7 protein-coding genes are annotated in these 7489 nt (G+C 71.9%); all 7 read left to right on the forward strand.

From position 1 onward, the window contains the following. Window positions 1–888, forward strand: an 888-nt coding sequence (locus VGZ32_RS08410) for an MFS transporter (RefSeq protein WP_326885309.1), incomplete at its 5' end; no start/stop codon positions are given. A 128-nt stretch (window positions 889–1016) separates the two neighbouring features. Next, the gene (locus tag VGZ32_RS08415; protein WP_326885310.1) at window positions 1017–2246 is read left to right on the forward strand and encodes a GNAT family N-acetyltransferase; all 1230 of its coding nucleotides are present in this window, start codon (window positions 1017–1019) and stop codon (window positions 2244–2246) included. 68 nt (window positions 2247–2314) lie between these two features. Continuing rightward, on the forward strand, window positions 2315–3262 hold the full coding sequence (locus tag VGZ32_RS08420) for an NAD(P)-dependent oxidoreductase (protein WP_326885311.1): 948 nt from the start codon (window positions 2315–2317) through the stop codon (window positions 3260–3262). A gap of 133 nt (window positions 3263–3395) precedes the next feature. Next, the gene (locus VGZ32_RS08425) at window positions 3396–4619 is read left to right on the forward strand and encodes a cytochrome P450 (protein ID WP_326885312.1); all 1224 of its coding nucleotides are present in this window, start codon (window positions 3396–3398) and stop codon (window positions 4617–4619) included. A 341-nt stretch (window positions 4620–4960) separates the two neighbouring features. Beyond that, window positions 4961–5083, forward strand: a complete 123-nt coding sequence (locus tag VGZ32_RS08430; protein WP_326885313.1) for a hypothetical protein — start codon at window positions 4961–4963, stop codon at window positions 5081–5083. Window positions 5084–5221: 138 nt separating this feature from the next. Continuing rightward, window positions 5222–6433, forward strand: coding sequence for a hypothetical protein (locus tag VGZ32_RS08435; protein WP_326885314.1), 1212 nt, complete (start codon window positions 5222–5224; stop codon window positions 6431–6433). Then, the coding region (locus VGZ32_RS08440) for a hypothetical protein (RefSeq protein ID WP_326885315.1) at window positions 6430–7489 on the forward strand (1060 nt) is incomplete at its 3' end. The genes VGZ32_RS08435 and VGZ32_RS08440, both read left to right, overlap by 4 nt.

The raw sequence follows: 7489 nt of genomic DNA on the forward strand, positions 1-7489 counted from the left end.
TGGCTGGCGCTGCCCGCCCTCATGCCCTCGGCCTGGGCGCTGTCCCCGGTCCTGCTCGGCTTCGGGGCGGCGGCCGGCTGCGCCGACGTCGCGATGAACGCGCACGGGGTGCGGATCGAGCGGCGCGCCGGCAGGTCCATCATGTCCGGGCTGCACGGGCTCTGGGCCGTCGGCATGATCTGCGGCTCCGCGGTCGGCGGGCTGTGCGCGGCGGCCGGGATCGGCGCGGTGCCCGAGTTCTTCGTGACGGCGCTCCTGCTGACCGCGCTGGCGGTGCCGATCTGCTCGCTGCTCCCGGACAACGACCCGGTGGACCCGGACGCGGACGTGCCGACCCCGCGCTACGCCCTGCCCTCGCGCGCGATCCTCTTCATCGGGATTCTCGCCTTCTGCGGCGTGTTCGCGGAAGGCGCCGCCGACAACTGGTCGGCCCTCTACATCACCCACGTGGGCCGCGCGAGCGCCGCAGTCGGCGCGTACTGCCTGACCGGCTTCTCGGTCACGATGGCGATCGGCCGCCTCACCGGCGATGCGGTCACCCGCCGCTTCGGCCCGGTCGCGACCGTCCGCGCCGGAGGTCTGCTCGCCGTCGCGGGCACCTTCCTGGTGATCATGGCCCGGGCCGCTGTACCCGCCATCGCGGGCTTCGGGCTGATCGGCCTCGGCATCGCCACCGTCGTCCCCCTCGCCATCGCCGCGACCGGCCGGCTCGACGCGAATGTGGATGCCGACTCCGCCGTGGCGGGCGTCACCACCGTCGTCTACGCGGGCGCCCTGGTCGCCGGGCCGCTGATCGGCGCGCTCGGCTCGGCTGTCTCGCTGCCGTTCGCCTTCGGGGCGGTCGCCGTCGCGGCCGTCGGCATCGTGCTCAGCGCCCGCGCCCTGTGACGCACCGGGCGGGCAGTGGCGATCAACGGCTGTGGCGATCAACGACTGTGATGAGCAACAGCGGTGCCGGAGGATCCCGTCGGCATAATCAGTCGCGGCGCCTCCGGGGCGCGGGTTACGGTGCGGGAATGACGATTGACGTGCGCACCGTACGCGATGAGGAGTTCGACGCGTGGACCGACGCGGTCGAGGTCGCCTTCCTCGACCCGAAGGGCCGCGGCAACGGAGCGTACTGGCGCACGGCGGTCGACCTCGACCGCTGCATCGGCGCGTTCGACGGCCCCCGGCCGGTCGGCACCTTCGCCAGCTACGAGATGCAGGTCACCGTGCCCGGCGGCGCGTTCGTGCCGATGACCGGCGTCACCGCGGTCTCGGTGATGCCGACACATCGCCGCAGGGGACTGCTGTCGCGGATGATGGCCTTCGAGTTCGCGGCCGCCCGCGAGCGCGGCGAGCCGCTCGCCGGTCTGGTCGCCGCCGAGTATCCGATCTACGGGCGGTTTGGCTACGGGCCGGTGGTCGAGGGCTGCATCTGGGAGCTCGACGCGCGCGCCGCGAAGTTCGTCCGGGACCTTCTCGGCACCGTCGAGATGATCGACGTCCAGGAGGCCCGCTCGCTCGCTCCGCAGGTCTATGAGCGGCTGCGCGCGGTCACCCCTGGAGCTGTCTCCCGGAGTGCCAACTTCTGGGACCGGCGCCTCGGACTCGTCGTGCGCGAGGGCGACGACCCGACCAAGGAAAGGCTCAACGCGATCGTGCGGGACGAGGACGGCGAGCCGGTCGGCTACGTCCGGTACAAGTTCGGCCCGACGACCTGGACCCACGCCCGCCCGGACACCAGCGTCACCGCGGTGGACATGTTCGCGCTGAGCGTCGAGTACGAGGCCCGGCTGTGGAAGTTCCTCGCCGATCACGACTGGGTCAGCCGGGTCATCTCGGAGGAGACCCGGCCGGTGGACGAGCTGTGGCGGGATCTGCTGGCGAACCGCCGGGTGGTCTACCCGACCGGTCACTGGGACCCGTTGTGGTTGCGGGTGCTCGACCCGGCAGCCGTGCTCGGCGCCCGCCGCTACGACGTTCCGGGCCGGTTCGTGCTGCGGATCGTGGACAAGGACGGCCATGCGGACGGCACGTTCGCCGTCGAGGGCGGACCGGACGGCGCGACCTGCGCGCGGTCCACGCAGTCGCCGGACGTGACGCTCCCCGTCGCGATCCTCAGCTCGATCCTGCTCGGCGGCTACACCGCGAGCCGGTACGCGGCCCTCGGGATGCTCGAGGAGCACCGTGACGGCGCGGTGGCCGGGCTTTCGGCGATGTTCCGCATCGGCATTCCGCCGTGGCTGCCCACCGATTTTTAGGAAGATCGGCTTACTCAAGAGATCGATCGAGACCGTCAACACGCGGTCGGCCTTCTAGTATGTGAGGCGTGGACGAGCAGAGGCTGGTGTGGACCGCCCCAGGTACCGCGGCCCACCTGAGGGACTTGCCACGGGACGTGCGCTCCCGGTTGGAGGTCGCCGAGATCCCGGCCGATCCGCTGCACAGTCCGCGGCTCGGCGAGCTGCGGGCGCTGGTCCCGCCGCTGGTGCGCAACCAGGCGGACGACGACTACGACCTTAAGATGCTGATGGCGTCGGCCCCCGCGCTGCGCCTGGTGCAGGCGCTGACCGCGGGGGTGGACTGGATCGTCGACCAGGTCCCGCCCGAGGTCACGCTCTGCTCGGTGCGCGGCGCGTACGACGACTTGATGGCCGAGTTGCTGCTGGCCGGGATCCTCGCGGTCTACAAGGAGTTCCCGCACCACATAAACGCCCAGGCCCGCGGGTCCTGGGAGCCACGCCAGGTGCGGCTGCTGGGCGGTTCCCGGGTGCTGTTCGTCGGGTACGGCTCGATCGCCGAGTGCCTGGAGCGGTATCTCCAGCCCTTCGGCGTGGACGTGCGGCGGGTCGCCCGCAAGCCGCGTGAGGGCGTGGACGGTATCAGCGAGCTGTCGGTCCTGTTGCCCGGCGCGGACATCGTGGTCGTGCTCACCCCGTTGACCGCGCAGACGCACGGGCTGGTCGACGAAGAGTTCCTCACCTTGATGAAGCCGGGCGCGCTGCTGGTCAACGGCGCGCGCGGACTGGTGGCGGACACCGGAGCGCTGGTGGCCGCGGCGGAGCGGGGCAAGGTGCGCGCGTTTCTCGACGTGACGGACCCCGAGCCGCTGCCGGAGGGACACCCGCTGTGGTCGTCGCCGGGGGTGTTCATCACACCGCACATCGGCTCGCTGGTCCCGGAGAACCGTGAGCGCGCGTTCGCCCTTGTACGCGACAACCTGGTGCGCTGGGTGCGCGGCGAATCGCTGCGCAACGTCGTCGTCGACGAATACTGACGTCGGCGCGGCCGGAGAACCCAGAGCGCTCGAGAGCAGGGCGGAACCGGCTGCGCGCGTCGGCCGTTGAGACGTCCAACGGGGGCCGTTCGCGCGCGGGCGGGCTCGAATCCAACCGGGGTGGTGGATCTACGTGGATGCTGCCGAGATCGTCACGGTGCTGATGACGCCTGAGGGGCGAGTCGATCCGTATCCGTATTACGCGAAGGCGCGTGAGCTCGGCCCGATCGCGCACATCGACGGGCCCTTCTACTTCTGCACCGGCTACGACGAGGCCAACGCGGCGCTGCGCAGCCCGTCGTTCCGCAAGTTCGAATCGCAAGATCCGCTGGTGACGCAGGAGATCGAGAAACACGAGTCGTTGGCGTCCCTTGGTCGCTCGATCCTTTCAGTCAATCCGCCGGACCATACGCGCATGCGTCGGCTGATGGCGGCAGTGTTCACCGCGCGCCGCACGGCGGGCTTGGAACCGGCGATCGCCGCCACCGTCGACCAGTTGCTCGACGCGATGGCCGCGCAGGGCGCGGACGGCTCGGCGGTGGACTTCATGGAGCGGTTCGCCTTCCCGCTGCCGGTGTCCGTGATCTGCGAGCTGCTGGGCGTCCCGGCCGAGGACCGGCCGCGCTTCCGGCCGCTGGCGCACGACCTGACCGCGAGCCTCGAGCTCATGAACGACTTCTCCGGACTCGGTCCGGCCGACGCCGCCACCGTCGAGCTGGAGGAGTACTTCAAGGAGCTGATAGCGCGCCGCCGCGCCGAGCCGCGCGACGACCTCATCAGCGCCCTGGTCCACGAGAGCGACGAGCCGGGCGGCCGGCTGTCCGAGGACGAACTGCTCGGAAATTTGATCTTGCTGCTCGTGGCCGGTTTCGAGACCACCACGAACCTGCTCGGCAACGGCCTGGCGATCCTGTTCGAGCGGTCGGACGTGGCCGCCGGTCTGCGCGAGGGGCGGATCGCGGTCGCCGACTTCGTCGAGGAAGTGCTGCGGTTCGACTCGCCGGTGCAGCTGACCTCGCGGGTGGCGGCGGAGTCCGGGGCGCGGCTCGGCGAGGTCGAGATACCCGGGAGCGCCGAAGTGCTGCTGCTGCTCGGCGCGGCCAACCGTGATCCGCGCAGATACGCCGACCCGGAGGACTTCGACCCGACGCGTCACGACATCCAGCCGCTCAGCTTCGGCGCCGGGGCGCACTTCTGTCTCGGCTCCGCGCTCGCCAGACTGGAGGCGGCCGCCGCGTTCCCCCGGTTGCTGGCCAGATTCCCCGGGCTCGCGCCGGCGCCAGGCCAAGCGCCGACCCGCCGCGACCGGCTGGTCCTGCGCGGATACCACACGCTGCCCGTGTCCCTCGGCGGGTAGTGCGGTTGGGACCGCCGACGGCATCGAGGGCATCGTGCTGCGATACGGCGCCTTCTACGGACCGCAGGCGCTGCACGACATGGCTGGGATGCTGCGCAAGCGGCAGTTGCCCGCGCCGCTCGGCGGCGGCTCCTACGCGTCGGTCGCCCACCTGGAGGACGCGGCGGCTACGGTCGCAGCACTCGAACGGGGCGGTGCCGGCCTGCCTACAACATCGTCGACGACGAACCGGCGCGCTGGGGCGACGTCCTCGATTTCGTCGCGTCGCAGTACGGCACGCCCCGACCGATGCGGATCCCGCATGGGTCATGCGGTTGGCCGCGCCGTACGGCGCAGCCTTGATGACGCGTCAGTCGCTGCGGCTGAGCAACGCCCGCGCGAAACGCGAACTCGGCTGGGTCCCGACCTACGCCACCTACCGCGAGGGTGTGGCGGCGGCAGCGGCCGCTGACTGGGCGCGCTAAGGGCGGCTGCGCGGGGCCGTCGGCGGGCTTAAGACGTCCGGTCGTTTTCGCACATGGCTTAGGCGATTCCGCGGCGTCGGCGGTGGGGCGCGTTTCGCCTGCGCCCCACCGGCCACGGCCCCTATGCTGGCCCACACCATGGCTACGACATCCATGACCGAGCGCGACGAGCGGCTCGACCTGCTACGCGGCCCGGTGCCGCCCCGCCCGCACGACGCACGCACGATCGCCGCGCTGACCGCCAACCCGGGATGCGACCGTCGCGCGGTGCTCGACGCGGCGGGCGTGGACAAGCGCGCGGTGGCCGAGCGGCTCGGTTCCGGGCCACGGTTCGGCCAGTCGCCGTTCGCGATCAGCCGGGGCCACGCCTTCGAGAAGCTGGTCAAGGCGGAGGGCGGCGCGATTCTGCTGCGGCTTCTGCGCGAGACGCTCGGTCTGGATGTCGGCGAGCACGAATGGACCGACCTCGGCGACGGCGACCGGAAACGGCGCTACGAGCGCACCCGCGCGCTGTTCGCCGCCGCGTGCGCGAACCCTGACGCCCCGGCCGTGCTTGCGGACCACCCGCTCCTCGTGCTCGACGTCGGCGGCCGCACAGCATACGTGGAGCCGGATGTCGTCGCGTTCCGAGTCTCCGGCGCATCGACTCCGCGCTGGCACCTCGCCGAGATCAAATCGTTCCCGATGATCGACGGGCGCGCCGACCCGGTGAAGGCCGGAGAGGCGGCGACGCAGGTGGCAGTGTACGTACTCGCCCTCCAAGAGCTGATGATCAGCCTCGGCCTGCCCGCCGACCTGGTCGCGACGGACGTGGTTCTGGTCTGTCCCAGGGACTTCACCAACACCCCCGACGCAGCTCTGGTCGACGTGCGCCGCCAGCTCGCCGCCGTGCGCAGGCAGCTGAACCGGATGCCGTCCATCAGTGCCCTGCTCGACCGTCTCGATCCGGCCGTCACCTTCGACCTCGCGCTCGACGCCGACGGTGTCCCGACCCGCGAACCGGCGGACCTCGCGGGGGCCGTCTCGACAGTCCCGGCGAGGTACGCGCCGGAATGCGTGTCGCGGTGCGAGATGGCGTTCCACTGCCGGGACGAGGCGCGCGCCCACGGATCGACCGATCTGCTCGGTCGCACCGTACGCGACGCGCTTGGGGGCGTCGGGACCATGCACGAGGTGCTGGAGCTGGCTTCGGCGGCTCCGTCGGACGCCGCCGTGCTCAGCGCGGTCCTCAGCAAAGAATCAGCATTCGATGACGCTCTGGCCGACCCCGAGGCGGCGCGGCTGCTGCGCACGGCCCGCCGCGCCCGGGCCGAGGCGCTGCGGTCCGCCGCGGACCGCGAGAGCGCATGAGCACCCTGACCGCCTTGGCGCGCGTCGAGGCCTTCTCGACCGGACGCGCCGTGCCCATCGCCACCGTCCGCCACGTGCACCTGTCCGATGAGCCGCTCGTGTTGGTGCCGCTGCTGCTCGCCGGGGAGGCCGCAGCGCCGCTCGCCGCGCTCGTCGGCACCGCACGCGAGCGGCCCGAACTGCTCGTCGTAGAGCAGCCGCGCAACCGCGACCAGCGCTTCGCCTTCCTCGCCGCGCTCGCTGAGATCGTGGTCGGATACACCGACCACCGCCGTGCCGGCACTGAGACGGTCGAGCCAACCCGCAACCGCGAGGCGTGGGAGCGGTGCCTGGACGCCCCGCAGATCATCGTGCCCAACGGCGGCGGAGTCGAGGCGCTGCGGCTGTTCGGCCGCTCCTCCCGCTTCCGTTCGGCGCAGGGCCCTTATCCGGTCGACCCGCGAGTGCCGGTGCTCGGCCGCTATCTGACCTGGTTCGCCGAGGACCGCGCGCCGATGCCCGGCTCATCGGTCTGCCTGGCCCTCACCGAGGTGCTGTCCGCGCACTGGGCCACCGGCCAGAGCGTGCTGGAAGATCAGCACCTTGCGACGCTGGTCGGATGGATCGCCCCGCCGCCCGGCCTCACCGGCGCCCAGGCCGCCGCGCTGGCCGAGGACCCCGCCCGCTGCCCGCCGGCCGGCCCGACCACCGATCCGCACTTCGACGCGACCGTCCTCAGCCCTCTGATCGTGCGGCAGCAGAACGCCGCCGGGGACCCGGATGCCGAGCGCGCCGCCGAATCCGCGCTCCGCGAGGCGCTGCTCGGCCAGCTCCAGCCCACCTGGGACACCGTGTGGCGCGGAATCGACCTGCTGCGCGAGCTCCCCGCGGCGGAGCACGACGCGCACCGGTGGATGGTGGACCGCGGCCGTTTCACCGAGTTCGTCCGCCTGCTCGACGAGGGCGCACCTCCGCAGCCGCGCCGCGACGGGGCCGTCTCCGCGGCCAAGCGGCTGTCAGACCTCGAAGCCGCGCAGGAGTCCTACGACAAGCAGCGCGCCCTCGACGACCCGCTCG

Origin of the sequence: Actinocrinis sp. (assembly GCF_035938995.1) — a bacterium.
Classification (GTDB): Bacteria; Actinomycetota; Actinomycetes; order Streptomycetales; family Catenulisporaceae; genus DASZGI01.

Coding starts and splice junctions, on each gene's coding strand:
- VGZ32_RS08430 (WP_326885313.1), top strand. CDS start 4,961: ATGACGCGTCAGTCGCTGCGGCTGAGCAACGCCCGCGCGAAACGCGAA.
- VGZ32_RS08415 (WP_326885310.1), top strand. CDS start 1,017: ATGACGATTGACGTGCGCACCGTACGCGATGAGGAGTTCGACGCGTGG.
- VGZ32_RS08435 (WP_326885314.1), top strand. CDS start 5,222: ATGGCTACGACATCCATGACCGAGCGCGACGAGCGGCTCGACCTGCTA.